A 25,278-nucleotide genomic window follows, 5' to 3' on the forward strand; every position below is an offset into this window, starting at 1 on the left:
CATCCTTACGGCCACGAGACCGTGGGGGCCGGTTTGCCACCTGCCCAGCTGTTGCCGCTGGCCGCTGTGATCTGATGCGGGCTCCATGCCAACCGGTTCGACACATGCGGGGAATGGCGATCACTACGGTCTGCCAGTCAAACCTTTCGGTCTCATTGAACACGAAAGGGATATCGAACCGCCATTCCCTTGCTTTCCAGTCAAAACCCGCATCGCGCGAATGCACGCCACCGCAATCACTGAATCTAGGGATCCCCCTCGCATGCCGCCGCGATGCACAGTCGGAGCAAGCATCCAGCCGAGGATGAATCCTTTCTCATGGAGGTAGACATGAAGAATTCAGTGCGACTGCCAATGATGCTGGCAGCCTCTGCCATCATCGCCAGCGGCGTGTTCGCCGTCTCAAGTGCGACTGCGGAAACCAACTCCGCAGCACTGTCCGCCAATCGGGCTGCCCCGGGAATCCTCTGGGCCAAAGTCAGCTCAAACGGAACCCTGCTCGCCGCGTCGGGCATCAGGAACGTCAACAAGTTCGGTGGGGGGCGCTACAACCTGACGACGGACTCCGACATCAGCAGATGCGCACTGACCGGAACGATCAACACGTCGGGTGGCAATGACCCCGGGCCGGGCAGTGCGTCGATCCTGGTCGGCGCGGTCAATGGAAGGACGCTTTTCGTTCGCACAGCGACGCCATCGGCTCAGAACCCGATGAGCGTCGACGACGATCGACCGTTCTCCCTAGTGATCTCCTGCTGAGCTCCGCCGCCGACTTCTGAGCCGAGCGGCCATCCATCGATAGCAGATCGAGTGACAAAATAGATTCGCACTCGCACCGGAAATGGCAAAACGGCGAGAAAGGAGTTTTTCATGAGTTACCGAATCCGTCGGCTTGCCGACGTGGCCTGCGCTGCCGCGGCGACTAGTTTGCTGCTGGGCGCCCCAGCGATGGCCGCCAGCGAAAAGACGGTCGCCGGCGCCGTTCACGCCCAGACCGTCCTCGGCCCTTATGCCAGCTTCGAAGTTTGCGCGGTATCCGGGCTACAGGGCCAGCAGGCCCACCAATGGATTTCGTGGTTCTGCTCGCAGAACGGCACCACCCAATGGTGGTTGTTCACCACTCCATGACATACCCCATAGCTCGATAACTCGGCCTTGGCCATCTCCACGATCTTGGAGATGGCCAAGGTCTGGTTCAGTTGGGCAACTCGTCCAGAGCCAGCCCCAATGCTGCCGCCAGGTCGATCGTTCTGCGCGGTGTCGGGCACTGCCTGGCCAGGCTGGTCTGGTCGAGGCGGCCGTTACGGGCTTGGAAAAGAACATTCGCGGCAGGATGTCGGCGCAGTCCGTCCGCGGTGAGCTCGTCCGCGACTCGATGCGCGATAGCGACGAGGGTGGGGAATGCCGACTGCAGATCCGCGGCCCATTCCTGGAGCGCCTCCAGCCACCTCTGTGTGGCGCTGTCAGCTGCCGAAGTGAACCGCTCTGTCGCCTGAGCCAGCTCCAGCCAGGTGGAGTCATGCCAAGGCTTGGACTTCAGGACGGGCAACTGCCACTGCCGCTTGGTGGCCGACCAATGATCCGCATGCGCTTTTACCGAGTGGACCGTGAATCCTGGAAGGCACAGCGCGGTCAGGTTCCAGCCGTGGCAGGCACCGGTGTCGAGACCGAAGATCCGGCCGTCGAGGATCATCGGTTCCCGGCCGGTCACGTGATGGCCGACGACCACCGGCTTGGCATCGGTGTAGTGGTCGTACCAGCGACTGTCCGGGAACAGCGCCGCGAGCTCTCGTTCACCCCTCGTCGAGCCACAGAGGATTTCCTCCCTCTGGTCGGCCAGCGGAATTCCGGACAGCATCGCGGCGTGGACCACACGGACATGCTCGTTCTCGAAGTAGTACGGCAGTGTCCGCATCCAGTCGACCGTTTCGGCGTAGTGGTCGCCGAGCTGCAAGCGCGTGATCTCTTGTGCGTAGGAGAAGATCCCGCGTACGTGCTTCCGCTCGTGGTTGCCCATGACCACGACCGAATTCGGGCGCTCGCGGAAAAGGCTGACCACGTCACCGGGCGCGGGACCGCGATCGACCAGATCACCGACGCTGACCAGCAGGTCGTCCGGTCGGATGTCGACTTCCTCAAGCAGTTCGCGCAGCTCGTCGAAGCAGCCGTGGATGTCGCCGATGATGATCGTGCGCCGCATTCGGGCGATCCTAGGGAGGCATCGGTGCGGCGGACAAAGGATTTTGCGCGATGACTGATGCTCCAGATCTCTAGGATGCCGCGTGTGGATCGTGATCAAATTCTCCTGACTCATCCCGGTACGGCAAAGCCCAAGTACCTTGAGCTCCGGGTCGACGGGGTTGAGCTGCACCGGAATTGGTGGGCCGGCACTGGGAAGCCTCAGGGGCGTACGAAGTCGTTCGACGACGGGCGCGCGGCGCGCGAGGCCCTGGAGAAGGTCGTCACCGAGAAGATGCGTGACGGGTACGCCCTGCTCCGCGACGTCGCTGCGACCGAGCCGGGCGACGTCGTCGCCCAATGCACGACGCGGGCCACGAACGGCGTCGTGGCGATCGCCCTGCACCCGGACGGCCACACCGTCGCGGTCGCCCGCGGCATCCCCGACCGGACCCGTAATGCCGGCTGCGAGGTACAGACGGTCGACCTACGGACCGGCGCCCGCCAGGTGGTGTACACCGATGCGTATCGGTACTCAATGATCCGTACCGTGGCCTTCGAGCCGGACGGATCGCACCTGACGTTCACCGTCCGCGACTGGATCACCATGGTGGAGGTGAGCTACACGGTGGCGCTCGCCACCGGTCATGTCCAGCGCCTGCCCCACACCCGGCCAGCGTGGGACACCGCCCGTCGGCGGATGCTGATCGTCGACAATGATCACGCGCTGCGAGTGCTGGGTCCGGACGGCGGTTCGTGCCTCGATCTTCCGGCGGGCAAGCGCTTCCAGACCACCGCCACACTGTCGCCGTCGGGCCGGCTCGTCGCTCTCGCCCATGATCCAGACAATCGCGATACGGAGCATGACCTCGAGATCTGGGATGTTGACACCGGTCAGCGAGTCCTCGCCGCCCCGTTCCCCTTCCCGGCGAGATTCCAGGGGACCAGCCACCGGTTCGACAAACTGGCGTTCGACGGGACCGAGCAAATCCTCGTCGCGAGCGGCGAGACGTCAGGATGCTTCGGCGTCTCAGTGGAATCCGGTGCCCTGTGCTGGGCGATCAAGGGCGAGCAGGACGGGTACGCGCGGTTGGCGGACTTCGCGCTGTCACCCGACGGCACCCTGCTCGCCGGTGCCCTCTCCGGTGGCCCGGTCATCGTCCACGACGTCGCGACCGGACAGCCGCTGGAGCCGCGCTTCGCCGTACCCGGCGAGTGGTCGCGCTGGTGCCAGGCGGTCGGTTTCTCCGCCGACGGCCGGCTCCTGGCGGTCGCCGACTACCCCGGCCGCGTCACGGTGTTCCGGTTCGACGGCGTGGAGTTCGCCAAGCCCGGCGAGTGACGTCCGGCACCCGGTCGGCACGGAATCGTGCACTGCTGGGGCACGCTCGATGCCGTCGCACCCGCTGGCGCCGCGCCGAGTGCTTCCCGGTTCAAGGATTTCAGGCCAGGAGGCCCCAGGGTTTTGGTGTCGACGCCGACCACCTGGATGACCTGGGCGAGACCGTGCGGAGAGAGTAGCGTGAGGCAATGGATCGTCGCATCTTCGGCCTGGAGAACGAGTACGGCGTGACCTGCACGTTCAGGGGACAGCGCAGGCTGTCCCCCGACGAGGTCGCGCGCTACCTGTTCCGGCGGGTCGTGTCCTGGGGCCGATCGAGCAACGTCTTCCTCCGCAACGGCGCACGTCTGTACCTCGACGTGGGCAGCCATCCTGAGTACGCAACACCCGAGTGTGACAACGTCATCGAACTCGTCACCCACGACAAGGCCGGCGAGCGCATCCTCGAGGGACTCCTCGTCGACGCCGAGAAGCGGCTGCGCGAAGAGGGCATCGCCGGCGACGTCTACCTGTTCAAGAACAACACCGACTCGGCCGGAAACTCCTACGGCTGTCATGAGAACTACTGTGTGGGCCGGCACGGCGAGTTCGGGCGGCTGGCCGACGTACTGATCCCGTTCCTGGTCACCCGGCAGATCATCTGCGGCGCGGGCAAGGTGCTGCAGACGCCGCGCGGCGCGGTCTACTGCGTGTCGCAGCGGGCCGAGCACATCTGGGAGGGCGTCTCCTCGGCCACCACCCGGTCCCGGCCGATCATCAACACCCGGGACGAGCCGCACGGTGACGCCGAGCGGTTCCGCCGCCTGCACGTCATCGTCGGCGACTCGAACATGAGCGAGGCCACCATGCTGCTCAAGGTCGGCGCCACCGACCTGGTGCTGCGCATGATCGAGGCGGGCACGGTGATGCGCGACCTGTCGCTGGAGAACCCGATCAGGGCCATCCGCGAGGTGTCGCACGACATGACCGGGCGGCGGCGGGTGCGGCTGGCCAACGGCCGTGAGGCGTCGAGCCTGGAGATCCAGCAGGAATACCTGTCCAAGGCCAAGGACTTCGTCGAGCGCCGCGGCGGCGACGCGATCACGCACCGGGTGCTGGAGCTGTGGGAGCGGACGCTGCACGCGGTCGGCACCGGCAACCTCGACCTGGTGGCGCGCGAGATCGACTGGGTGACGAAATACCAGCTCATCGAGCGTTACCGCAAGAAGTACGACCTGCCGCTGTCGTCGCCGAGGGTGGCGCAGCTCGACCTCGCCTACCACGACGTGCACCGCAAGCGCGGCCTGTTCTACCTGCTACAGCGCCGCGGCTTGGTGGAGCGGGTGGCCTCCGACATCAAAATCTTCGAGGCCAAGTCGGTGCCGCCGCAGACCACCCGGGCGCGACTGCGCGGCGAGTTCATCCGCAAGGCGCAGGAGAAGCGGCGCGACTTCACCGTCGACTGGGTGCATCTCAAGCTGAACGACCAAGCCCAGCGCACCGTCCTGTGCAAGGACCCTTTCCGCAGCGTCGACGAGCGGGTGGACAAGCTCATCGCCGACATGTGAGTCAGCGGCGCCGCTGACCACCATCATCGTGCGGGATAACCAGTCGACGGGTACGCGGTCCTGTCCGAGTTCGATGGGCGGCAAACATGGTCGCCGCAGATTGGCGAGATGGGTGTCATCGAAGGCTGTCGTTCCGGCGCGCGCTCCACACTGCCAGCCCGGCCACCAGGACGAGAACGCCGGCGAGCCAGAGGATGCCCTGGAGTGGCAGGGCATCGACGATTGTGCCGCCGGCCAGCGCGCCGAGACCGATCGAGAGGTTGAACACTGCCACCCACAGAGCGGAGGCTTCCTCGACCGCTTGTGGCGCGGACTTGATCATCCATGTCTGGAGGCTTGTGGAGACCCCGCCGTACACCAGGCCCCAGACGACGAGCAGCGTTACCCCGCCAGCGGCGGTGAGCCCTGCTATGGGGTAGAGCAGCACGGTCACCCCCAAGGCGGCGGTGATGGTGAGGACCGTCCGATGGAGCCGTTTCGCCACGGCGGCACCCGCGATGAAGTTCCCTGCGACGCCCGCCATGCCGAATCCGAACAGCAGTGGCCCGACGAGTTGCGCATCGATGCCGGACAGATCCTGCAGCACGGGGCTGATGAACGTGTATGCCGCGAAGTGGCCGGTCACGATCAGGAAGGTCGCCAGAATGCCGACCCGGACGCCCTGGTTGCGGAACTGGTCAGCCAGCCGCCGCAGGCCGACGGGTTGAGCAGCGGTCAACGGTGGCAGCACAGCCAGCAAAGCGACCAGCACGACCAGTGCGAGGGCGCTCAGCGCGCCGAACGCGATCCGCCAGCTCGCCAGCCCGCCGATCACCGTGCCGATGGGGACGCCGAAGACGTTCGCGGCCCCGACGCCGCCGAAGATGATCGCCGTGGCCCGCGGCACGAGCGGGGCGGGGACGAGCCGGACGGCCAGACCCCCGGCGATGGCCCAGAACCCGCCGATCGCCACCCCGACCAGCACGCGGGCGCTGATCAGAAGCGGATAGTTCGGGGCCAGGGCGGAGGCCAGGTTGGCGAGCGTCATGAGCCCCATCAAGGCGACGAGCAAGAGCCGGCGATCCATCCTGCCGACGAGAACCGGAACCGATGGCGCCGCGACGGCGGCGACGATGCTGGGGACCGTGACCATCAGACCCGCCGCACCCTCAGAGACCGACAGCGCCGATCCGACGGGGGTGAGCAGTCCGATGGGGAGCTGCTCGGCCGTCACCAGGAGAAATGTGCCGAAGGCCACGGCAGACACCGCGATCCAATAATTCTTCGCTGACGCGTCTCGCCCGGTCGTCGTCGGGTCCGTTGCCGTCACGTCGAATCTCCCCTCTCTCATTCGGGAGCGGTCGCTCCCATATGACGGCACACCATAATACGGGAACGATCGCTCCACAACGTTGGTAGAATGACGACCATGGCACGGCCCAGGGAGTTCGACGAGCAAGATGTGATCGCCAAGGCGACCGACCTGTTCTGGCGCCGCGGCTACAACGCCACGTCCGTCCGCGACCTGGGCGCCGAGCTCAGACTCAAGCAAAGCAGCCTGTATCGCACCTTCAACGACAAGCGCACATTGTTCTTGCGGACGCTGGACCACTATCGGGCGACGGAGTCCACGCAAGCCGAAGAGCAGCTCAGCGCCGCCGGTCCCAGCCTCGAAGTCCTGCGGGAGTGGTTGATCTGGATGATCAGTCACGAGGCCGGTCGCGGCTGCTTCGTGGTCAATACGGCTGCCGAACTCGGCACCACCGACCCCGAGGTCCAGCAGAGGACCGAGGCCGCGTTCGAAGTCACCAGGAAAACCCTGGCGTCACTGCTACGTCGCGGCATCCGCGACGGCGACCTGCCCGCCGCATTGGACGTCGACGCCGCAGTGGAGCTGCTGTTCACGACGGTGCTTGGACTACGCGTACGTGAACGCACCGGACACGACGTCCAACGGCTCGCCACAGCAATCGACTTCACGATCAAAATGCTCGCGACATCTGCGACCTGACCACGCCTATCCCGGTCGCGGAGCAGCGAGGGACCGGCCGCCCCCGCCCCCATTCGGCAGGTTGTGATAGCCGGGCCTGCCGGTATCAGGTGAGCCTGTTCGCACGTGGCCAACGTACCGACTCACGACAAACGATGAGGGCGCATCCAGCCATCCGGCGCCGCCCCTTGAAAAGGCACGCGGGCCTTGCCCGCTGGTGAGGAAGGCCGAGGCGTATCACGGCCCCGAACGTCACGATGCGACACGGCAACAGCAAGATGCAGACTTCGTTTGAACAGTCAGCCGTATGGGGATCAGTCGGCCGCGTCCGACTGTCCACGGCCCCACCCGGGAAATCGTTATTCGGCAAATTCGATTATTACCTCATGAGTTTGGACTTGCTGCGTCGCACCGACGACGACCTCGACCTTCTTGCCGTGCCATTGGTCAGTGACGCCGGCGATACATTCGACGTTGCACTCGTCCTTGCGTAGGTTGAGCTGGCTCCAGCCCTTCGCTGTGAAGCCGTCGAGAACCGTGCCGCTGGGTGTCTTCCCGTCCACTATGGCAGTCAACCAGCCACCCTCATCACCCGAATCGCAGTCGTCACGTGCCTCAAGTGTGGCGGCTATGGACTCAGGAAGAAGCGCCGATGTTGCTTTCTTGAGCTCGACGGTCTCCTGGATCGCCTCCTGACGGCAGCCCGTTTCCGTCCAGCTTGGATATTTACAACCGGTCAGGGTGAATACCATCACGGTCGCTAACGCAGGAATGGTCCAGCGCTTGGCCATAGAGCCTGCTTCCTACAGTTACATCCGCGACGGCAACGCCGCGCCACATCCCACTGCCTCACCAGGCTGGGCCGAGCACCGACACCGTGTACCACTCAGGAGCCAGCTTATCCATCCCTTCTTATGGCTATGGGGGTTTCTTCGGGCATACGCCTCCGGAAGGGCGGATTGGGCCCCCTGACGTGCGTCTTCTTGACTTCGGGCCGCGTCGGCATCGATAGCCTTCGTCGACAACCCGCTTGACGGGCGGCAATGACGTCTAATTCGCTACCTCTTCGCGGGACGCTGTGCCAAGGTTCTGCAGAAGATCAAGCGAGCCGGGGAGATCACCGTGCCCTGCCATGGTCGCTGTCCTGTGGCGTCGGGCGGGCAAAGGTCGCGAACTGTCCGCCAGGCCCTTTGGCAGGTTCGGTCCCGTACGAGTACCCCACCGCCCAACGCCGCTTGAACGAGACGAATGGGATGAGCGAGAAATGACCGAGCTGGACCTGGCCCCGGCCGACCACCCCGCGCGCCTTGAGCGGGGGCACCCGTTCAGGCAGTGGAAGACCTGGCGGATGCCCGGCAGCGAGTTGACCCTCACCGGCTACTCTCGCGCGAACGACAAGACGTTCTTCCACATCCCCGAGCTGCGGTGCAGCCTCGACGCGGGGCTGTGCGAGGGACGGCAGGTGGACACGGTCTTCCTGACGCACACCCACCATGACCATGCCAAGGACCTTGACTACCTGGCCGCCAATCCCGCCGGCACGGACATCTACCTGCCTGCCGAGGCGGTGCCGTATGTGGAGTCCTACTTACGCGCGTCCGCGGAGCTCAATCACGGCGCGGGGTTCGATCCCGCCCTGGCGGCAGGGCACCGCTTGCACGGGGTGCGGGGCGGCGACGAGTTCAGCTTCGGGCGCCGGGGACACCACGTGCGGGTAGTGGAGTGTGAGCACAAGGTGCCTTGTGTGGGGTACGCCTTCTCGGAGCGGAGCAAGGCCCTACGGCCCGAGTTCGAACGGTTGCGGCAGGACCTGATCGAGCAGGGCAAGGGCGGTGAGTTCGGCCGGATCATGGCGCGGAAGCGCAAAGAGGGGGTCGAAGTCGACCACGAGGTCCGGCGGCCGCTGTTCGCCTTTCTTGGCGACACTCATGTGAACGTGTTCGCCCGTAACCCGTGGCTGTTTGAATACCCGGTCATCATCACCGAATGTACCTTTCTGGATGACACCGAGTTGGAGCGCGCGGAGCGAATCGGGCACACGGTCTGGAGTCAACTGCGACCCGTGGTCGAGGCCCATCCGCAGACGCTGTTCGTCCTGACCCATTTCAGTCTGCGCCACTCCGACCAGCAGGTCCTCGCGTTCTTCCGGCAGCAGTGGGAGCAGGCGAGCAACGTTCTCCTGTGGGTCCATCCGGACAGCCACCTGCCCGAGCAGCATCAGCACCGCACTCCCTGACCCCTGACACTCAAATGTCCACGGGTCCGCCCCCGGGAGAAGGGGGCGGACCCGTTCGTATCAGTAGGGGAAGACCGGGTAGCCGTTGTAACCGCCGCCGATGCACGTGCGCCCGGTCGGGCTCAGCCAGTCAGGAACGACCACGCCGCCCGCGAACACGCACTGGGTGACGGTGATGTACTCGCGGGCGGTGGCCTGAGCCGTCGCTGCAGGGGCGAGTGTCAGTGCACCTGCGGCGGTCGCGGAGACGAGAGTGAGGGTGAGGATCAGGCGACGCATAGGACTCCCATCGCGGAGGGTTATTGATCCACTACCTATGGTTACCTATACGGCCGCCCGCCAAACTGCGATAAGGCCGCTAACAGTTGCCGAAGGCCGGGAGGCCGAGGATGCGGAGTGCCAGCCATTCGATGGCCAGCGGCCCGCCCTCGATGGCCCCCGTCACGTGATTCGGGGCTGGGAGGGATGTCCAGCGGAGGTTGACGCCCGCCCGGCAGTACTCCGAGCGCAGCGTGGCCGAGATCGCCTGCGGGATGATCTCGTCGCCCTGGGCATGGTAGATGAACATCGGGACACGCGGCGCGGTCGCCCCGAGGCGGTTCTCGGCGAGCCGGGCCAGCCACTTGGGCTGGTTCATCAGGTCCACGGGGCTCAGGTCGGAGAAGCGCAGGCCGGCGAGCTTGCTGCCCAGGTCGCCCACGCAGTCGTCGGCCGCGTCCGCGAGCAGGGCGCGCCCGCGGTCGTTGAGGTCGGCGTTGAGATCGAGTTCCGGGTAGGCGGCGTCGAAGCCGACCCCGGCCGCTGCGGCCAGCCCGAAGTTGGCATTACCGTCGAGGTGGTCCGCCACCGCGTGCAGGTCCGCCGGGATTCCGCCCGCGGCCACGCCCTTGAGCCGCAGCTCCGACGCGTACGACGGCTGGAGCTGGGCCGCCCAGGCGGCCGAGGCGCCGCCCTGCGAGTAGCCCATGATCGCGACCGGCCCGCCCGTGGACAGGCCCGAGCCCGACACGCGCGTGGCGGCCCTGATCGAGTCCAGTACGGCGTGACCCTGCGAGATCCCCGCCATGTACGTGTGCACTCCCGGCGTGCCGAGGCCCTCGTAGTCGGTGATGGCCACCGCGAACCCCTTGAGCAGGAACAGGCTCACCAGCGCGAGCTCCGCCTCGCCGCCCCGGCTCATGCTGGCCGAGGGCGCGCACTGGTCGCCGAGTCCGTGGGTGCCGACGGCATACCCGATGATCGGGCGCTTGCCCAGCGGGTAGCTCGCCTTGGGTACGAGCAGGGTGCCGGACACGGCGTTCAGCGAGCCGGTGGCGGAGGTCGAGCGGTAGAGCAGGTGCCAGGCGTTCACCGGGACTTCGAGCAGCTTGCCCGGCAGCAGGTAGACGGTGGTGGGCTGGGCGGTGACCACGTCCCCCGCCGCGGCCGCGCGGGCAGGCGGCGCCGCGACGAAGGACGCGATCAGTAAGAGGATCATGGTCATGCTGACGCGGACACGTAACCTCATGTGCCACCCCTCTCCGTGGGGTTCGCTCAGGGGAAGGCGGCGCCGCGAGCCGATCGTTACCCGGCAGTAACCTCGTGTCAAGGCCCGAAACGACGGCGAATCCGAGCCGTTGTCAGACTGCCTCCCGCGCCACATAACACTGGCCACGACCGCATCACCGGGCCGCCCCGAAACGGTGAACTCCACTGCGACGGTCAGGCACCATGGACGGATGGATGCTGGTTCGGTGACCTTTCTGCGCGAACTACTCGCCGATACCGGCTGGGTGGAGCGCACCCGCGAGCTCGGCCTGGCGCTGCGGACCACCCGCTCGCCCGGCGGCCTGATGCTGGTGGGCACGCCCGACGACGAGCCGTGGCATCTCACCGCGCATCTCGCCGACGAGGCCCGGCTTTCCGAGCTGCCGCAGCTCGCCCCCACCCTGGTCCGCTGGAAGCCGCCCGCCGACGCCCCGGCCCACCTGCGCGTCGGGCTCGACCGGATTCAGCGGGCGGGGCGCGGCGAGACGCTGTTCGTGGTGGCCGAGCAGGACGCGCCCGTGCCGCTGCTCGAACGGGTCAACGACGCCCGCCGTACGGGGGCGACGATCCTGGCGCTGGAAGGCGGCGACACGGCGCTGGAGGGGCTGGCGCACGACGCGATCGCCGTGCCACGGCTGGGGCCGGTCACTTTCGACGGCGCCCAGCACCTGGTCAGCATGGCCGCGGGCGAGCTGCCGGCGCGCCCGGGGCTGCGCGAGCGCCTGGCCCGCCTGCTGGAGAGGGTCAACGGTCCCCAGGTCGCCGACTGACGCTCATGACCCCGCGTTGGTGAGCCTGCTGGCGAGTGCCCGGACATGGTCCTTGAGCTGGGGCGGGTCAAGGACCTGGAAGTCGATGCCCTTGAGCGCGACATAGAGGGCGATTTTGTCGAGGGAGTCGCCGCCGGCGTAGAAGAGGCAACTGTCCGCGTCGCGGTGTTCGAGACGGCCCGCGGTAGGTGAGGTGTGTTCGGCGACGACATCGAGCGGCGCGTGGAACAGGATGGTCGCCCGATACCGGTACGGGGAACTCGTGAGGGCGTTGGAGACATAGGTCTGTACCCCCTCGGCGGGTTCGGGCCGGGGCGTGAAACGCGGCCCAGGCTGTGGAGCCGAGTCCATACGGTCGACGCGGAAGGTACGCCAGTCGTCGCGGTCGAGGTCGAAGGCGAGCAGGTACCACCGCCGGCCGGTGTGGACGAGGCGGTACGGCTCGACGCGGCGAGTGCGCTGCTGATACCCGAAGCGGATGCCCTCGTGGGCGCGGCAGGCGGCGGCCAAGGCGGTGAGCAGATCGGGATCCACCGTCGGGCCGGGGCCGGTCAGCGGCAGGATGGCCGACTGCATCGCGCCTACGCGGTGGCGCAGCCGGGAGGGCAGAACCTGTTCGAGCTTGGCGAGCGCGCGTAGCGAGGTCTCCTCGATCCCGGTGACCGTGCCCGTGGCGGCGGCGCGCAGTCCGACCGCGACGGCGACGGCCTCGTCGTCGTCGAGCAGCAGCGGCGGCAGGGCGGCGCCGACCCCCAGCCGATAGCCGCCGGTGATGCCGGTGGCGGACTCCACCGGATAGCCGAGGTCGCGGAGCCGGTCGACGTCGCGGCGGACGGTACGGGTGGTGACACCGAGGCGCTCGGCCAGCTCGGCACCGGACCAGTCGGGGCGGGACTGGAGCAGGGACAGCAGCCGCAGCAGCCGCGCCGAGGTTTCCAACATCCGCGAGCAACTCCCTTCGATCTGAAGAGCTGAGGACCGGACCTGTCCTCAATGGTTTCTAGTGTTCCTCGTACCGGGGTCGCCCGGGAACCCTCGAAACCAAGGAGAGCTTCATGATCCTCGTCACCGGCGCCACCGGAAACGTCGGCCGCCATGTGCTCGACGTGCTGGTCGCCAACGGTCACGCCGTGCGTGCCCTGAGCCGGTCCCCGCAGCAGGCGGTGTGGCCGGCCGAGGTCGACGTCGCCGCCGGCGACCTGGCCGACCCGGCGTCGCTGGACGCGGCCCTGACCGGCGTGGAGTCGGTCTTCCTGTTCGCCGTACCGGGCAGCGGGCCCGCGTTCGTCGCCGCCGCCCAGCGGGCCGGCGTGCGCCGGGTGGTGCTGCTGTCCTCCGGCGGGGTCGACGACGACGCGCAGGTCCAGGACGGACCGATCGCCACTTACCACGCCGAGATCGAGCAGGCCCTGCGCGGCTCCGGCCTGGCGTGGACCTTCCTGCGCCCGGACGTGTTCGCCGCCAACAGCCTCATGTGGGCCGGGCAGACCAGGTCCGGCGACGTGATCCGCGGCGCCTACGCCGGCGCGGCATCCGCCCCGGTGCACGAAGCCGACATCGCCGCGGTCGCCGTGGCCGCACTCACCGAGGACGGGCACGCCGGCTGCGTCTACCGGCTGACCGGGCCGCAATCACTCAGCCATGCCGACCAGGCCGCCATCCTCGGCCAGGCACTCGGCCGGCCCATCAGCTACGCCGAACTACCCGCCGAGAGCGTGCGCGAGGCGATGAGCGCCCACGTGCCGGGCCCCATCCTGGACAGCATTTTCGCCACCTGGGCCGCCTCCGTCGGCCGCACCGCACCCACCACCACCGACATCGAGAAGGTCACCGGTCGTCCCGCGCGCGGCTACCACGACTGGGTCCTCGACCACGCTGCCGCGTTCTAGCCACGAGACATCATTCAAGGAGACCTTGCGTGTCAGACATGAGCGAAACGATCATGCCGTTCCGGATCGATGTCCCCCAGAGCGATCTCGATGACCTGCACCGTCGGCTGTCCGCCGTGCGGTGGCCGAGCGAACTGCCCGACGTCGGCTGGAGCCGCGGCGTTCCCCTGGCCTACCTCAAGGAGCTGGCCGAGTACTGGCGCACCTCGTACGACTGGCGCAAGCATGAGACCGCGTTGAACGACATCCCGCAGTTCACCACCGAGATCGACGGGCAACGGGTGCACTTCATGCACGTACGTTCCCCACACCCGGACGCCCTGCCCCTGATCCTCACCCACGGCTGGCCCGGATCGGTGGTCGAGTTTCTCAAGGTCATCGGCCCCCTGACCGATCCGGCCGCGCACGGCGGAGACCCGGCCGACGCCTTCCACCTGGTCATCCCGTCGCTGCCCGGCTTCGGATTCTCCGGCCCCACGCGAGAGACCGGGTGGAACAGCGGCCGGATCGCGCGGGCGTGGGCGCGGCTGATGAGCCGGCTCGGTTACGACCGGTACGGCGCGCAGGGCGGCGACCTCGGCGCCCTGGTCACCCCGGAACTCGGCCGCGCCGCCACCGGGCAGGTCGTCGGTGTACATGTCAACGCCGCCTCCTTCGGGTTCATCCCGTTCGGGGATGTCTCGCACGAGGAGCGGGCCACGCTGACCGACGCCGAGCGGGCCCGGCTGGGGCGGGTGAAGGAGTTCATGGACGACCAGAGCGGTTACTTCAAGATCTCGGCCACCCGGCCGCAGACGGTGGCGTACGCCCTCACCGACTCACCGGTCGGCCAGCTCGCCTGGCTCGTCGAGAAGTTCAAGGAGTGGAGCTTCCCCGCCGCCGACCTGCCCGAGGCCGCCATCGACCGGGACCTGCTGCTGACCGACGTGATGCTCTACTGGCTCACCGGCACCGCCGGATCCGTCGCCAACCTGTACTACGAGAACATGCACGCCAACACCTGGCACACCGAGCCGGCCACCACACCCACCGGTGTCGCCGTGTTCGCCCACGACCTGCCCATCCGCCGCTACGCCGAATACGGCAACAACATCACCCACTGGTCGGAATTCGACCGCGGCGGCCACTTCGCCGCCGTGGAAGCACCCGACCTGCTCACCGCCGACATCCGGACCTTCTTCCGCCCGCTCCGCTAGCGGCGCCCTGCCGGGTCGCGGCGGGCGCGGCCCGGCTACCCCATCCCTTGAGGACCCTTCGTGCCACGACTCACCACCCGCGCGCTCAACCGAGCCACCCTCGACCGGCAACTGCTGCTGCACCGCGCGAACCTGACCGTGCCGCAGGCGCTGGAACGGCTGGCCGGCCTGCAAGCCCAGACGCCGCACACCTGGTACGTCGGGCTGTGGACCCGCCTGGCCGACTACGCTCCCGAACCCACCGCCCGGCTGCTCACTGACGGCGCCATCGTACGGATCGCGTTGATGCGCTCGACCATCCACCTGGTGACCGCCGCCGACTGCCTCTGGCTACGGCCGCTGGTGGAGCCGGTCATCGAGCGCAGCACGCTGGGTGCCTTCGGCCGGCACCTCACCGGCCTGGACCAGGCCGAACTCGTGTCCACCACCCGCGAACTGCTGGCATCCGAACCGCTGACGTTCAGCGCCCTGGGCCGAAAGCTGGCCCAGCGGTGGCCGGAACGCGACCCGGCCGCGCTGGCCCAGGCGGCCCGCGCCTGGGTGCCGCTGGTGCAGGTCCCGCCGCGCGGGCTGTGGGGCCGCAGCGGCCCGGCCGCCCACACCACGGTCGAGACCTGGCTCGGCCGGACAGTGGACCAGGCCGCGTCGGTGGACACCCTGGTACTGCGCTACCTGGCGGCCTTCGGCCCGGCGACCGTCCTCGACGCCCAGCGATGGTGCGGGCTGACTCGGTTGTCCGAGGTCATCGACCGGCTCCGGCCACGCCTGGTCACCTTCCGGGACGAGCAGGGCCGTGAACTGTTCGACCTTCCCGACGCGCCACGGCCGGATCCGGGCACCCCGGCCCCGGTACGTTTTCTCTACGACTTCGACAACCTGCTGCTCTCCCACAACGACCGCGGCCGCGTGGTCACCGTCAACTACGCCGACCAGGGCTTCGGCAGGACCAACGAACAGCCCCGCTCCGTACTGGTCGACGGCTATGTAGCCGCCACCTGGAAGCTCGCCACCAACCACGACACCGCGACCTTGACCGTGCGCCCATTCCGGAAACTGACCGCGGCCGAACGCGAACAACTCGACGCCGAAGGCGCCCGGCTCCTCGCCTTCCTCACGCCCAGCACCACAGTCCACGACATCGTGGTCCATCGGCATTAAACCCGACAAATCGGACGCCAAACCGTATTGCCGAACGCAGTGATTTCCTCACTCATAGTTGACTAACCTGGCCAAACGGGAATACTGGATTTCCCGTTTGGCCGTCGTTCCACTGAGACCGAGGATGCCCATGTCGCTTGGCACCGCCATGCCTCCGGCAGAACCGCACCAGGCACGTAGCGGTGCCGGCGTCGCGGAAGGGCTCGTACCACGCCGATCCGGCCCCCGTCGGCCGCCGCGTGAGACCGACACGCGCCGCTAACGGGCCCCTCGGCGGTCGACACCCTCCCCGCCGGCTCTCCCCGACCCCAGGACTGTCATGCCGCCAGACTCCTTCAGCGTCCCGATCATGATCGGCGCCGCCGTTCTCGCCCTCGCCCTCGCGGGCGTCGTCATCTTCCACATACGCCTACGCCGCGACCTCGCCAAGGTCCGTGGGGAGCTCGTCCAGGCCCGTCAGGCTCACGAGCACCTGACGCGCGAGACCAGCGCCAGGAACCAGTGGCAGGGGCAGGTGGAGCGCCAAGCTCAGGAGAGCGTGGAGCAGATCCGCGAGGCGCGCGCCCAACAGGACCTCCTGCGCGCCGAAACCGAGCACCTGATCTCGAAGCGGATACCCGCCCTGCTGTCCCACCTGCGCGCCCCGCACGTGATCGTGCCCGGCGTGCAGAACCCGGCGCTGGCCGGCACGGACATCGACAGACAGCACCGCGCCATCCTCGAAGCGCTCACCCGCGGCGTCCGCGAGGAAGGCGAGCGCATCGACGAGGCGGCCCAGGCCGTCGTCAGGGGCGCGATGTCCCGCGTGCAGACCCAGGCGCTGCGCGCCCAGGACCTGCTCGCCGGCGTGCAACAGCGCTACAGCGGTGACGAGCACACGGCGCTGCTGCGCGAGGTGCTGGGGCTCGACATGTTCAACGAACTGATGATCCGTCGCGTGCAGGTCACCGGCATCGCCTGCGGCGCCACGCCCGGCCTGTCGCGTGACGACACCTACCTGGTGGACCTGATGGTGGGCGCCATCTCCCGGGTGGAGAACTTCGAGCAGCGCGTCGAGGGCCCGGCCAACCACCTGCGACGCCGGATCGGGGTCGCCGCCCGCGCCGCGGAGTCCATCCTGCTCATCACGGCCGAACTGCTGGCCAACGCGGTCCACCACTCCCACGGCACGCTCAAGGTGACCATCGCCGTGCACGAGACCAACACCGGCGCCGCCATCGTCATCGACGACGCCGGTGTCGGCCTCAACGAGGACCAGTACGCCCGCGCGACCCGCCTGCTGAGCGGCACCCATCCGGTCCGCCTGATCGACTTGGGCAACCCGCCCCACACCGGCTGGGCCGCGATCGGCCGCCAGGCCGCGCACTACGGCATGCAGGTCACGGTCAAGAAGAGCGCCTTCGGCGGCGTCCAGGCCGTGCTGAACATCCCCACCGCCCTGCTGGTGGAGATGCCGGAGGACAGCCGTCCGTCGGTGCTGGCGCCCGAGCCGATCCGCGCCGCCGTCCCGGCCTCCGCCACCGCCCTCCGGTCGGCGCACGTGGCAGCCGTCCCGGCCCCGGCCCCAGCACCGGCCATCCGGCTGGAGCCCGTCGCCTCCTCCGTACGACCCGAGCCCGCGACGACCCCCGAGCAGCGACAGGCCCCTGCGGGGGATCTCGCCCCGCTGCCACAGCGCCGCCGCCAATCGCCGACCGGGCCGAGGCCCAGCAGAGGCCAGGGCGGCTCCGACGGCTCGGACGACAAGTTGCTCACCACCCCGGAGGAGGCCCAGAAGCGGTGGGGAGACTTCCAGGTCGGAGCCGAAGCGGGCCGCCGCGAAGCGCTCCCGCCGCAGCAGCATGACATCACCGAAGGGATTTGACCGCTCCATGGATGCTCACAGCGCTTCCAGCCGTGTTCAGACCAAGGGTCGCCCGTTGTCCCTCGACGTGTCCTGGGTCCTGTCGCCTCTGCTGGCAGTGCCCGGTGTCGCCCGCGGCGTGGTGCTGAGCCGTGACGGGCTCATCCTCGGCGGCTCCGCTGACGTGACCGCCGAGACCGGCGAGCGCGCCGCCGCCATGACGAGCTCCGTGCTGGGGGCGGCCCGTGCCCTGTGCGACGGCCTCAGCAACGGCGCCGACGGCGAGGTGGTGGACATCGTCATCTCCGCCGGCAGCGGCGGCTACTACTACATCGCCCCGGCCGGCGACCGCGCCGCCATCGTCGTCGCCGCCACCGGCACGGTCAACATCGGCACGCTGGCCTTCGAGGTGCAGTTGCAGGTGCAGAAGCTGGTCAAGGCTCTCGACGAGGCCAGCGCGGCCAGGGTGCCGGGCGTCCGGACATGACCTCCGGACGGCGGCGGCGTGTCGTCCCGGACTACATGGCCGCCGCGAGGTTGACCGTGCCCGAGCACATCAACGTCGAGCGCACGACCCTGGTCTACATCGCGCCCGACGCCGCCACCAACGGGCTGGACCCTCCGGGGTCGCATCTGCTCGCCCTGCTGCGGGATGGGCCGCTGTCGGTGTACGAGTGCGCCGCGCACCTGGGCCTGCCGTACTGCGTGGTGCGGTTGCTGGTCGCCGGGCTGGTCGGGGGCGGAACGCTGCTGACCCGCGATCCGCCGGCCGCCGACCTGCCCGACATCGAGATCTTGGAGTTGGTACTCAGTGGCCTCCGCGCTCTTTGACAGCGGCATCAGTACCGAACACATCCCGGTCAAGCTGGTCATCGCCGGGCCGTTCGGCGTGGGCAAGACGACCATCGTGAGCGCCCTCTCGGAGATCAAGCCCCTCAACACCGAGGAGGTGCTCACCCAGGCGGGCACGCTGGTCGACGACCTCACCGGCGTGAACGAGAAGACGACCACGACCACCGCGATCGACTTCGGCCGCCTCACCTTGCCGGGCGTGGTGCTCTACCTGTTCGGAGCACCGGGACAGGCCCGGTTTCAGGTCCTGTGGAACGAGCTGGTCCGCGGCGCGCTGGGGGTGCTGGTGCTGGCCGACACCCGCCGCATCGACGACAGCTTCGCCGTCCTCGACCTGGTGGAGAAGGCCGGCATCCGCTACGCAGTGGCCGTCAACCACTTCCCCGACTCGCCGGACTACCCGCCGGAGGCCTTGCGCGAGGCGCTCGACCTGGGCCCGCGCACGCCGCTGGTGGTGTGCGACGCCCGTGACCCCGCCTCCGCCCGCGCCTCACTGATCGCGCTGGTGGAGCACATCAGAGAGCTGGTGCTGTCATGACCATGCGCTATATGCCCGACGCCGGGCGCCTGTACGGATCTGAGTACGCCGGCGACCCGCAGGCGGTCTACGCGGATCTCCGCCGGCGGCACGGCGCGGTCGCCCCTGTGGAGATCGCCCCGGGCATCGAGGCCCACCTGGTGATCGACTACCAGGCCGCCCTGGACGTCCTCACCAACGTCGGCGGCGTCTGGAGCAAGAACCCCAGCGCCTGGCAGACGCGGCTCCCCGACACCCCCGAGGCCGCGGGCATGATTGCCATGCTCGGCCACCGGCCCAACGCGCTGTTCTCCGACGGGGCCGAGCATGCCCGCTACCGCAAGGTGATCTCCGACTGCTTCCAGCTGGTCCAGCCGCACAAGCTGCGCCAGATGGTGATCGAGGTGTCGGACTCGCTCATCAGCCAGTTCGCCGCAAAGGGCGAGGCCGACCTGGTCGCCGACTTCGCCCGGCTCATCCCGGCCCGCATCTTCAACCTGCTCTTCGGGCGGCCCGACTCCGACAGCGCCGGCTTGATCCAGGCCCTGGCGGACATGATGGAGGCTGACGGCGAGACGGGCGCGCGAGGCAGCGAAGCGTTCGGCCGCTACATCGGCGAGCTGCTCCAGGCCAAGTACGGCCAGCGGGGCGACGACCTGACCTCCTGGTTCATCGATCATCCGGCCGCGCTGCAGACCGACGAGCTCGCGCAGAACATCGTGCTCGTGATGGCCGCCAGCTACGAGCCCACGGCCAACCTGATCTCCAACACGATCTCCCGGATGGTCAGCGACGACCGCTACTACAGCTCGCTCACCAACGGCGCGCTCAGCACCTACGACGCCCTGATGGAAGCCCTGCGCGCCGAGCCCGCCATGGCGAACTACGGCCCGTACTTCGTGCGCCAGCCCGTGCACTTCCACGGCACCTGGATCCAGCCGGCCGAGCTGGTCCTCGTCTCCTACGCCGCGGCCAACACCGAGCCTGCCAACATTCCCGAAGAGCTGCGCTCCGACGGCGGCGCGTACCTGGGTTTCGGCGCGGGGCCGCACCGCTGCCCGGCCAGCGACCCGGCCGTGCTCATCGCCATGACCGCGATCGAACGCCTGACCTCTCACCTGTGCGACCTGGAACTGACCGTGCCGCGCGAGGAGCTCCTGTGGCGGCCCGGCCCGTTCCATCGCGCGCTGGCACACCTGCCGGTGCGCTTCACCCCCATCCGCCCAGATCAGCCAGGAGAATCCCCGTGGATAGCGCAGCCTCCGTCGTCCTTGACCCCTTCGGAGCAGACCTCGCCGGTGAGGTCCGTCGGCTACGTGACCTCGGCCCCCTGGTCCTCGTAGAGCTCGCGGGAGGCATCCCGGCCTGGGCCGTGACCCGGCACGACCTGCTCAAGCAGCTGATCCTCGATCCGCGGGTGAGCAAGGACAAGCGGCACTGGCGGCTGCTGCCTCAGGCGCTCACCGAGCCGGGCTGGACCTGGATCATGACCTGGATCGGCGTGTCGAACATGCTCAGCGCCTATGGCGAGGAGCACCGGCGGCTGCGCAAACTGATCGCCCCGAGCTTCACCGCGCGCCGTACCAAGGCCATGCAGCCGATCGTCGAGGGGATCGTCACGGAGCTGCTGGACGCCATGGCCACGGTGCCGCCGGGCCAGGTCGTCGACCTGCGCGGCGCCTACGCCCACCCGCTGCCGATGCGGGTGATCTGCGAGCTGTTCGGTGTCCCGGCGGACATGCGGGTGGCGATGGCCCAGGTGATGGAGGCCATCATGGACACCACCGCCACCCCGGAGCAGGCGGCGGCCACGGCGGCCCAGATCGGCACCGTGCTGCCCGCCCTCGTCTCCTACAAGCGCGAGCACCCGGGCGACGACCTGACCACGGAGCTGATCAACGTCCGCGACAGCGGCGACTCGCTCAGCGACGACGAGCTGCGCGACACCCTGCTGCTCCTCATCGCGGCCGGGCACGAGACCACCGTCAACCTCATCGGCAACGCCGTACACGCCCTGCTCTCCCATCCCGACCACCTTCGGCGGGTCCTGGCGGGAGAGATCTCCTGGGAGGCGGTGATCGAGGAGACACTGCGCTGGGCGCCGTCGATCGCCAACCTGCCGCTGCGGTTCGCCATCGAACCGATCGAGATCGGTGGCGTACGGATCGAGGCGGGCGACGCGATCATCACCAGCTACCTGGCGGCCGGGCACGACCCCGACCAGCACGGCCCGGACGCCGACCGGTTCGACCCGACCCAGGATCGCGACGAAAATCTGGCCTTCGGCATCGGTGTGCATCGCTGCATCGGCGCTCCGCTGGCCCGCCAGGAGGCGCTCACCGCCCTGCCCGCGCTGTTCGCCCGGTTCCCGGACCTCCGGCTGGCCGTGGACGAGAGCGAGTTGCCGCACGTCCCGTCCTTCATCGCACACGGCTGGAGCAGGCTACCGCTGCTGCACCGCTGACCCACATCGGCGACGCCCGGCCGGGGCCGATTCACCGGCCAGGCTAGGGGTCGATGGGCTCGGGGGTGTGGAGGTGGCCGACGAGGGTGGCGTCCAGCGCGGCGGTGGCGTCCTCGATCGCGCTGATGACCACCGACTGCACCGGGTCCGGCTCCCCCGATCTCGTACGGCTGACCCGCGTGACGGCGTCCAGCCGCCGCGCCCCCACATCCCGGATCTCACTGACCCGCACCTCCCCCTCCGGCACGTCCAGCAGGGCGAGCGACGGCACGATCGCCACCCCGTACCCGGCCGCCACCAGCGCTAGCGTGGGATCGAACTCGGTGATGACGTGCACCTTGCGCGGCTCGAACCCGTGCAGCCCGGCCAGCCGATCGAGCGCCTGCCCGCACGCCTGGTCGGGCTCGCTGGCCACCCACGGCAGTTCCGCCAGGTCGGCGACCGTGTGCGGGTCGGGTCCGTCGGGCGGCACCACGATGCGGTACTCGTCCACGTACAGGGGGCGGACGGCCAGCGACGGCTGCGCCGGCACCGGCAGGCTCATGTCCTGCTCGGTGATCAGCACGTCCACGGCCCCCAGCCGCAGTTCCTGGAGCGCGGGCTGGCCGTACACCTCATGGATGACCGGGACGATCTTGGGGTGGCGGACGGCGAGGTCGCGCATGGCGGGCACCAGTATGTGCTTGATCACCGTCGGGAAGGCGGCGATCCGCACCGGCCCGGCCAGTCGTTCGGTGAAGCGGGTGAGCTCGCGCCTGGCTTCGGCCAGTTCGTCCTCGACCCGCTCGGCGTATCCGGCGAGCACCCGGCCCGCCGGAGTGAGCGAGACGCGGCGCTGTGAGCGGTCGATGAGGGCGAGGCCCACCTCGCGCTCGAGCTGGGCGAGTTGCTGGGACACCGCCGACGGTGTCAGGAACAGGGCCTCGGCCGCCCGCATGACGCCGCCGCGGCGGGCGACCTCATGCAGGACACGCAGCCGGCGGGGGTCGATGTCCATGCAGATCAGCTTACGTCAACCTTTAGCAATCTTTATTTGCGCTTCAGCGCAATAACTCCGGACAATTGCGCGCATGAGCTTCCTCGTTGACGCCCTCGGCTGGCTGGGCGCCGCGTTATTGCTGTTCGGGTACGCCATGGTCTCCTCATCACGCATGTCCGGCGACGGCGCCCACTACCAGGTGATCAACCTGGCCGGCTCGATCGGCCTGATGGTCAACAGCGCCGCGAACGCCGCCTGGCCCTCGGCGGGCCTGAACCTCGTCTGGGCCCTCATCGGCGTCACGGCCATCTACAAGCTCACCAGGATCGGATTCGCTCAATGATCGTCGAACTCAGCCACCGCATCACCGACGGCATGGTGACGTACCCGGGCATTCCGGGGCCGGTGATCGGCACGCACCTCAGCAGGGAGGCCTCGCGTGAGGTCTACGCGCCGGGCACGGAGTTCCACATCGGCACGATCGCGCTGGCCGCCAATACCGGCACCTACCTGGACACCCCCTACCACCGCTACGCCGACGGCCAGGACCTGTCACAGGTGCCGCTGAGCAAGCTGGCCGATCTGCCAGGACTGGTGGTACGGGCCGAGGGCGTCAGAAAGGTCGTCCTCGACAAGGACCTGGACGTGCGCGGCCGGGCCGTACTGATCCAGACGGGATGGGACCGGCACTTCGGCACTGACGAGTATCAGCGCGAGCATCCGTATCTGGCGCCGGCGTCGGCCGCCTGGCTGGCGGAGCAGGGTGCGGCGCTGGTCGGCATCGACTCGCTGAACATCGACGACACCCCGTCGCACGGCCCGCGCCCGGCACACTCGGTGCTGCTCCAGGCGGGCATCCCGCTCGTCGAGCACATGACCGGGCTCGCGGCGCTGCCGGACGAGGGCTTCCGCTTCCATGCCGCGCCGCCCATGGTGGCGGGCATGGGGACGTTTCCCGTCAGGGCCTATGCGGTGGTCCCTTAATAGCCGGCCATTCAACACGCATTCAGCGAAAAGCAGGCTACGGCGGTCCACCGCCCGGTCAGCGGCCCGCCGTAGCCTCAGAACTTACTGCGCACTATCGTCTCCGGACCCCCATCCGAGCCCGGATCCGGATTACGAGCAGACCGATGCGATACAGACGTTGATCTTCTTGATGATAACCGTCGGGTTGAACGACGCGTACGTGTTGAAGACCGAGTTCTTGATGGCCGTGACGTTCACGGCGGTGTTGTTGAGGTTGTTCTGGAGGATGCCGATCTCGTTGCCGTTGAGCGTCCTGTTGCCCGTGATGTTGAGCGTCACCGGGACGCCGGCGACGGTGTTGTTGCAGGTGACGACGTTGGCGAGGCCGTTGGAGCAGGAATAACCGCCGGTGGCCTGGGCCATGGAAGCGCCACCCACGAGCGCGGAGCCGAAGAGACCGAGCATAAGTGCGACCGAGGCCACTCGCTTGTTCGCCTTCATGGAATTATCCATCCCCTCTTTTGCGTGGCGCCCTTTCCGCGATTACGGAAGAGCGTTCTCCTTGCCGCTGTGCGGCTGATGTGAAAACGACTCAATTTCTATCTCAAAGCAGTCTCCCCTTTCGCCGCCTCGAACTTTCTACCCCACGGCGTCGGCCGATGACTAGCCCCGAGTTTCACTCGGCGCTTTATGGTTGATCACCGTCAGCGTTTTAATTCGGGACCTTACGCGCCCCATACAAGCATTTTGATGATGCTTGTCCGATAAAGAGTTGATTTATTTGGGGGCGTTTGTCCGCCCCAAGCGAATTGGAGTCACAGGGAATCGGTCTTGCCCGTGACAGCGGCACAACCCGAGCCGCTCAGAAGACGACCACGACCTCCAGGCCGCCCCCGGGGTTGGGGCATGCCTGTACACCCGCCTCGTGTGCCTTCGCGATCGACGCGACGATCGACAACCCGAGTCCGGCACCCTGCTCACGGGTCGTGTGGAGCCGCCGGAAGGGCTCGAAGAGGTCGTCCACACGCTCGCCCGGCACGTCCGGGCCGGTGTTCCGGACGGTCAGAGCTCTGTCGAAGAGCGTCACCTCGACGCTGCCGCCGGGATGGTTGTAGCGGACCGCGTTGTCGAGGAGGTTGGTGACGAGCCGGTTCAGCAGGATCGGATCCCCATCGACGGTGAGCGGTTCGATCCGGGTGGTCACGGTGAGGCCGTCCGCGTTCCCTTCGGCCAGGACGACTCTCACCACCTCGTCCAGGGCCACCGGGAGCCGCTTCTCCAGGCCGTGTTCCGCTTGGGCGAGGACCAGCAGGGCGCCGATGAGGCTCTCGGTACGGCGGTTGTGGAACAGGAGCTTGTCGCGGATCTCGCCGACGTCCTCGGGCAGGCCGATCTCGATCGCCGCTCGCTGGACGGCCAGCGGGGTCCGCAGCTCGTGGGAGGCGTTCGCGATGAAGCGCCGCTGCGCCTCGACGGAGTGCTCGAGGCGGTCGAGCATCGCGTCGAAGGTGTCGGCCAGTTCCTTCAACTCGTCCTTCGGCCCGACGAGCGCGATGCGTTCGTGCAGAGTCGACATGGACAGCCGCTGCGCGGTCGCGGTGATCCGGTGGACGGGCCGCAGGATCCGCCCGGCGACCAGCCAGCCGACGACCACTGACACCACCGTCAGGAGCCCGACCGTCAGCTCGGTCACCCCCCACTGATACTGGATCACGTCGTCCACCAGATCGGGCAGCACCGGCGGCAGATCGGCCGGCACTTTCCGCGGCGGGGGGGGGGGGGGGGGGGGGGGGCCCGGGGGCGGCGGGAGCCCCCGGAACAGCGCCTGGCGGCGCAGACGGGAGT

27 protein-coding genes are annotated in these 25,278 nt (G+C 68.2%); 18 read left to right on the plus strand and 9 right to left on the minus strand.

The genetic code is table 11. The annotated features are described in order from the left end of the window. Positions 1-330 precede the first annotated feature (330 nt). Positions 331-759: a hypothetical protein gene (locus AB0L53_RS53230; RefSeq protein ID WP_364012799.1), complete on the plus strand. Its 429-nt coding sequence runs from the start codon at positions 331-333 to the stop codon at positions 757-759. Between the two features lie 111 nt (positions 760-870). After that, on the plus strand, positions 871-1,128 hold the full coding sequence (locus AB0L53_RS53235) for a hypothetical protein (RefSeq protein ID WP_364012802.1): 258 nt from the start codon (positions 871-873) through the stop codon (positions 1,126-1,128). Between the two features lie 67 nt (positions 1,129-1,195). Here the strand turns inward: AB0L53_RS53235 and AB0L53_RS53240 are convergent, their stop codons facing one another. Beyond that, positions 1,196-2,299 carry a metallophosphoesterase family protein gene (locus AB0L53_RS53240; protein ID WP_364012805.1) on the minus strand — a complete coding sequence of 368 codons (1,104 nt, stop codon included), beginning with the start codon at positions 2,297-2,299 and terminating at the stop codon, positions 1,196-1,198. On the opposite strand from AB0L53_RS53240, the gene AB0L53_RS53245 reads away from it, so the two are divergent. Next, positions 2,285-3,520: a hypothetical protein gene (locus tag AB0L53_RS53245; protein ID WP_364012808.1), complete on the plus strand. Its 1,236-nt coding sequence runs from the start codon at positions 2,285-2,287 to the stop codon at positions 3,518-3,520. The two genes, AB0L53_RS53240 and AB0L53_RS53245, sit on opposite strands and share 15 nt — an antisense overlap. 188 nt (positions 3,521-3,708) lie before the next feature. Further along, positions 3,709-5,067, plus strand: coding sequence for a Pup--protein ligase (pafA, locus tag AB0L53_RS53250; protein WP_364012811.1), 1,359 nt, complete (start codon positions 3,709-3,711; stop codon positions 5,065-5,067). Between the two features lie 115 nt (positions 5,068-5,182). On the opposite strand, the gene AB0L53_RS53255 is transcribed toward pafA, so the two are convergent. Then, positions 5,183-6,376 (minus strand): MFS transporter, encoded by a 1,194-nt coding sequence (locus tag AB0L53_RS53255; protein ID WP_364012814.1) that lies wholly within the window; start codon positions 6,374-6,376, stop codon positions 5,183-5,185. Between the two features lie 99 nt (positions 6,377-6,475). On the opposite strand from AB0L53_RS53255, the gene AB0L53_RS53260 reads away from it, so the two are divergent. Beyond that, positions 6,476-7,057, plus strand: coding sequence for a TetR/AcrR family transcriptional regulator (locus AB0L53_RS53260; RefSeq protein WP_364012817.1), 582 nt, complete (start codon positions 6,476-6,478; stop codon positions 7,055-7,057). A 338-nt stretch (positions 7,058-7,395) separates the two neighbouring features. Here AB0L53_RS53260 and AB0L53_RS53265 read toward each other — a convergent pair whose 3' ends face one another. Then, on the minus strand, positions 7,396-7,827 hold the full coding sequence (locus tag AB0L53_RS53265; protein ID WP_364012820.1) for a hypothetical protein: 432 nt from the start codon (positions 7,825-7,827) through the stop codon (positions 7,396-7,398). 473 nt (positions 7,828-8,300) lie between these two features. On the opposite strand from AB0L53_RS53265, the gene AB0L53_RS53270 reads away from it, so the two are divergent. Further along, on the plus strand, positions 8,301-9,272 hold the full coding sequence (locus AB0L53_RS53270) for an MBL fold metallo-hydrolase (protein ID WP_364012822.1): 972 nt from the start codon (positions 8,301-8,303) through the stop codon (positions 9,270-9,272). Positions 9,273-9,332: 60 nt separating this feature from the next. On the opposite strand, the gene AB0L53_RS53275 is transcribed toward AB0L53_RS53270, so the two are convergent. Together AB0L53_RS53275 and AB0L53_RS53280 are read right to left on the minus strand one after the other, a co-directional pair. Next, positions 9,333-9,551: a hypothetical protein gene (locus tag AB0L53_RS53275; RefSeq protein WP_364012824.1), complete on the minus strand. Its 219-nt coding sequence runs from the start codon at positions 9,549-9,551 to the stop codon at positions 9,333-9,335. 79 nt (positions 9,552-9,630) lie between these two features. Beyond that, positions 9,631-10,779 carry a lipase family protein gene (locus AB0L53_RS53280; RefSeq protein ID WP_364012827.1) on the minus strand — a complete coding sequence of 383 codons (1,149 nt, stop codon included), beginning with the start codon at positions 10,777-10,779 and terminating at the stop codon, positions 9,631-9,633. A 211-nt stretch (positions 10,780-10,990) separates the two neighbouring features. Between AB0L53_RS53280 and AB0L53_RS53285 the strand changes: the two genes are divergently transcribed. After that, positions 10,991-11,569: a hypothetical protein gene (locus AB0L53_RS53285; protein WP_364012830.1), complete on the plus strand. Its 579-nt coding sequence runs from the start codon at positions 10,991-10,993 to the stop codon at positions 11,567-11,569. A 3-nt stretch (positions 11,570-11,572) separates the two neighbouring features. Here AB0L53_RS53285 and AB0L53_RS53290 read toward each other — a convergent pair whose 3' ends face one another. Then, on the minus strand, positions 11,573-12,511 hold the full coding sequence (locus AB0L53_RS53290) for a YafY family protein (protein WP_364012833.1): 939 nt from the start codon (positions 12,509-12,511) through the stop codon (positions 11,573-11,575). A gap of 113 nt (positions 12,512-12,624) precedes the next feature. On the opposite strand from AB0L53_RS53290, the gene AB0L53_RS53295 reads away from it, so the two are divergent. The 9 genes from AB0L53_RS53295 (at position 12,625) to AB0L53_RS53335 (ending at position 21,488) form a co-directional block, all read left to right on the plus strand. Then, positions 12,625-13,458, plus strand: a complete 834-nt coding sequence (locus AB0L53_RS53295; RefSeq protein WP_364012835.1) for an NAD(P)H-binding protein — start codon at positions 12,625-12,627, stop codon at positions 13,456-13,458. Between the two features lie 38 nt (positions 13,459-13,496). Next, entirely contained in the window at positions 13,497-14,654 is a 1,158-nt protein-coding gene (locus AB0L53_RS53300) for an epoxide hydrolase family protein (RefSeq protein ID WP_364012837.1), read from the plus strand. A 60-nt stretch (positions 14,655-14,714) separates the two neighbouring features. After that, positions 14,715-15,812, plus strand: coding sequence for a winged helix DNA-binding domain-containing protein (locus AB0L53_RS53305; protein ID WP_364012840.1), 1,098 nt, complete (start codon positions 14,715-14,717; stop codon positions 15,810-15,812). A 319-nt stretch (positions 15,813-16,131) separates the two neighbouring features. Continuing rightward, complete coding sequence (locus AB0L53_RS53310; RefSeq protein ID WP_364012843.1) at positions 16,132-17,676, plus strand: hypothetical protein; 1,545 nt, start codon at positions 16,132-16,134, stop codon at positions 17,674-17,676. Positions 17,677-17,731: 55 nt separating this feature from the next. Beyond that, on the plus strand, positions 17,732-18,142 hold the full coding sequence (locus AB0L53_RS53315) for a roadblock/LC7 domain-containing protein (RefSeq protein WP_364012846.1): 411 nt from the start codon (positions 17,732-17,734) through the stop codon (positions 18,140-18,142). Next, the gene (locus tag AB0L53_RS53320; protein ID WP_357961334.1) at positions 18,139-18,486 is read left to right on the plus strand and encodes a DUF742 domain-containing protein; all 348 of its coding nucleotides are present in this window, start codon (positions 18,139-18,141) and stop codon (positions 18,484-18,486) included. The genes AB0L53_RS53315 and AB0L53_RS53320 overlap by 4 nt, the downstream gene beginning before the upstream one ends. Continuing rightward, a complete protein-coding gene (locus AB0L53_RS53325; protein ID WP_364012850.1) occupies positions 18,467-19,045 on the plus strand; it encodes an ATP/GTP-binding protein in 579 nt (192 codons plus the stop codon). The genes AB0L53_RS53320 and AB0L53_RS53325 overlap by 20 nt, the downstream gene beginning before the upstream one ends. Beyond that, the gene (locus AB0L53_RS53330; protein WP_364012853.1) at positions 19,042-20,367 is read left to right on the plus strand and encodes a cytochrome P450; all 1,326 of its coding nucleotides are present in this window, start codon (positions 19,042-19,044) and stop codon (positions 20,365-20,367) included. Before AB0L53_RS53325 ends, AB0L53_RS53330 begins: the two co-directional genes overlap by 4 nt. Further along, complete coding sequence (locus AB0L53_RS53335) at positions 20,271-21,488, plus strand: cytochrome P450 (protein WP_364012856.1); 1,218 nt, start codon at positions 20,271-20,273, stop codon at positions 21,486-21,488. The genes AB0L53_RS53330 and AB0L53_RS53335 overlap by 97 nt, the downstream gene beginning before the upstream one ends. A 43-nt stretch (positions 21,489-21,531) precedes the next feature. On the opposite strand, the gene AB0L53_RS53340 is transcribed toward AB0L53_RS53335, so the two are convergent. Beyond that, a complete protein-coding gene (locus AB0L53_RS53340) occupies positions 21,532-22,485 on the minus strand; it encodes a LysR family transcriptional regulator (protein ID WP_364012859.1) in 954 nt (317 codons plus the stop codon). A 73-nt stretch (positions 22,486-22,558) separates the two neighbouring features. On the opposite strand from AB0L53_RS53340, the gene AB0L53_RS53345 reads away from it, so the two are divergent. Further along, positions 22,559-22,810, plus strand: coding sequence for a hypothetical protein (locus tag AB0L53_RS53345; protein ID WP_364012862.1), 252 nt, complete (start codon positions 22,559-22,561; stop codon positions 22,808-22,810). Beyond that, positions 22,807-23,451 carry a cyclase family protein gene (locus tag AB0L53_RS53350; protein WP_364012865.1) on the plus strand — a complete coding sequence of 215 codons (645 nt, stop codon included), beginning with the start codon at positions 22,807-22,809 and terminating at the stop codon, positions 23,449-23,451. The genes AB0L53_RS53345 and AB0L53_RS53350 overlap by 4 nt, the downstream gene beginning before the upstream one ends. Positions 23,452-23,583: 132 nt before the next feature. On the opposite strand, the gene AB0L53_RS53355 is transcribed toward AB0L53_RS53350, so the two are convergent. Both AB0L53_RS53355 and AB0L53_RS53360 read right to left on the minus strand, forming a co-directional pair. Continuing rightward, a complete protein-coding gene (locus tag AB0L53_RS53355) occupies positions 23,584-23,934 on the minus strand; it encodes a hypothetical protein (RefSeq protein ID WP_364012867.1) in 351 nt (116 codons plus the stop codon). Between the two features lie 361 nt (positions 23,935-24,295). Next, the gene (locus AB0L53_RS53360) at positions 24,296-25,192 is read right to left on the minus strand and encodes an ATP-binding protein (RefSeq protein WP_364012870.1); all 897 of its coding nucleotides are present in this window, start codon (positions 25,190-25,192) and stop codon (positions 24,296-24,298) included. Positions 25,193-25,278 lie beyond the last annotated feature (86 nt).

Origin of the sequence: Nonomuraea sp. NPDC052129, assembly GCF_040680095.1 — a bacterium.
Classification (GTDB): Bacteria; Actinomycetota; Actinomycetes; order Streptosporangiales; family Streptosporangiaceae; genus Nonomuraea.

Coding starts and splice junctions, on each gene's coding strand:
- AB0L53_RS53230 (WP_364012799.1), top strand. CDS start 331: ATGAAGAATTCAGTGCGACTGCCAATGATGCTGGCAGCCTCTGCCATC.
- AB0L53_RS53235 (WP_364012802.1), top strand. CDS start 871: ATGAGTTACCGAATCCGTCGGCTTGCCGACGTGGCCTGCGCTGCCGCG.
- AB0L53_RS53290 (WP_364012833.1), bottom strand. CDS start 12,511: ATGTTGGAAACCTCGGCGCGGCTGCTGCGGCTGCTGTCCCTGCTCCAG.
- AB0L53_RS53270 (WP_364012822.1), top strand. CDS start 8,301: ATGACCGAGCTGGACCTGGCCCCGGCCGACCACCCCGCGCGCCTTGAG.
- AB0L53_RS53295 (WP_364012835.1), top strand. CDS start 12,625: ATGATCCTCGTCACCGGCGCCACCGGAAACGTCGGCCGCCATGTGCTC.
- AB0L53_RS53285 (WP_364012830.1), top strand. CDS start 10,991: ATGGATGCTGGTTCGGTGACCTTTCTGCGCGAACTACTCGCCGATACC.
- AB0L53_RS53265 (WP_364012820.1), bottom strand. CDS start 7,827: ATGGCCAAGCGCTGGACCATTCCTGCGTTAGCGACCGTGATGGTATTC.
- AB0L53_RS53260 (WP_364012817.1), top strand. CDS start 6,476: ATGGCACGGCCCAGGGAGTTCGACGAGCAAGATGTGATCGCCAAGGCG.
- AB0L53_RS53340 (WP_364012859.1), bottom strand. CDS start 22,485: ATGGACATCGACCCCCGCCGGCTGCGTGTCCTGCATGAGGTCGCCCGC.
- AB0L53_RS53345 (WP_364012862.1), top strand. CDS start 22,559: ATGAGCTTCCTCGTTGACGCCCTCGGCTGGCTGGGCGCCGCGTTATTG.
- AB0L53_RS53280 (WP_364012827.1), bottom strand. CDS start 10,779: ATGAGGTTACGTGTCCGCGTCAGCATGACCATGATCCTCTTACTGATC.
- AB0L53_RS53350 (WP_364012865.1), top strand. CDS start 22,807: ATGATCGTCGAACTCAGCCACCGCATCACCGACGGCATGGTGACGTAC.
- AB0L53_RS53320 (WP_357961334.1), top strand. CDS start 18,139: ATGACCTCCGGACGGCGGCGGCGTGTCGTCCCGGACTACATGGCCGCC.
- AB0L53_RS53275 (WP_364012824.1), bottom strand. CDS start 9,551: ATGCGTCGCCTGATCCTCACCCTCACTCTCGTCTCCGCGACCGCCGCA.
- AB0L53_RS53300 (WP_364012837.1), top strand. CDS start 13,497: ATGAGCGAAACGATCATGCCGTTCCGGATCGATGTCCCCCAGAGCGAT.
- AB0L53_RS53355 (WP_364012867.1), bottom strand. CDS start 23,934: ATGAAGGCGAACAAGCGAGTGGCCTCGGTCGCACTTATGCTCGGTCTC.
- AB0L53_RS53310 (WP_364012843.1), top strand. CDS start 16,132: ATGCCGCCAGACTCCTTCAGCGTCCCGATCATGATCGGCGCCGCCGTT.
- AB0L53_RS53330 (WP_364012853.1), top strand. CDS start 19,042: ATGACCATGCGCTATATGCCCGACGCCGGGCGCCTGTACGGATCTGAG.
- pafA (WP_364012811.1), top strand. CDS start 3,709: ATGGATCGTCGCATCTTCGGCCTGGAGAACGAGTACGGCGTGACCTGC.